The sequence below is a fragment of the Microseira wollei NIES-4236 genome (assembly GCF_020521235.1).
GTDB classification, from domain to species: domain Bacteria; phylum Cyanobacteriota; class Cyanobacteriia; order Cyanobacteriales; family Aerosakkonemataceae; genus Microseira; species Microseira wollei.
Window position 1 is genome coordinate 1 of the sequence record NZ_BLAY01000651.1, and the last position, 297, is coordinate 297.

Genomic DNA, 297 nt, shown 5'->3' on the forward strand with positions numbered 1-297 from the left:
TTACCCAGATTATTTTGCGTCGTTGCCCAATTAACCGGAAAAGCATCGCGGGTGTAAATAGTCAGTGCCGCATGATAAGCAGCGATCGCATTTTCAATATTCTCTGCCTTCTCTCCCAATATCCTGTAAAGGTAAGCATTACCCAGATTATTTTGCGTACCTGCCCAATCAACCGGAAAAGCATCGCGGGTTCTAATAGTCAGTGCCGCATGATAAGCAGCGATCGCATTTTCAATATTCTCTGCCTTCTCTCCCAATATCCTGTTACTGTAAGCATTACCCAGATTATTTTGCGTA

At 43.8% G+C, this 297-nt stretch carries 1 pseudogene; it reads right to left on the minus strand.

Going from position 1 to position 297, the window contains the following annotated elements:
* Positions 1–297 (minus strand): annotated as a pseudogene (locus MiSe_RS50150) (tetratricopeptide repeat protein); the annotation flags it as partial.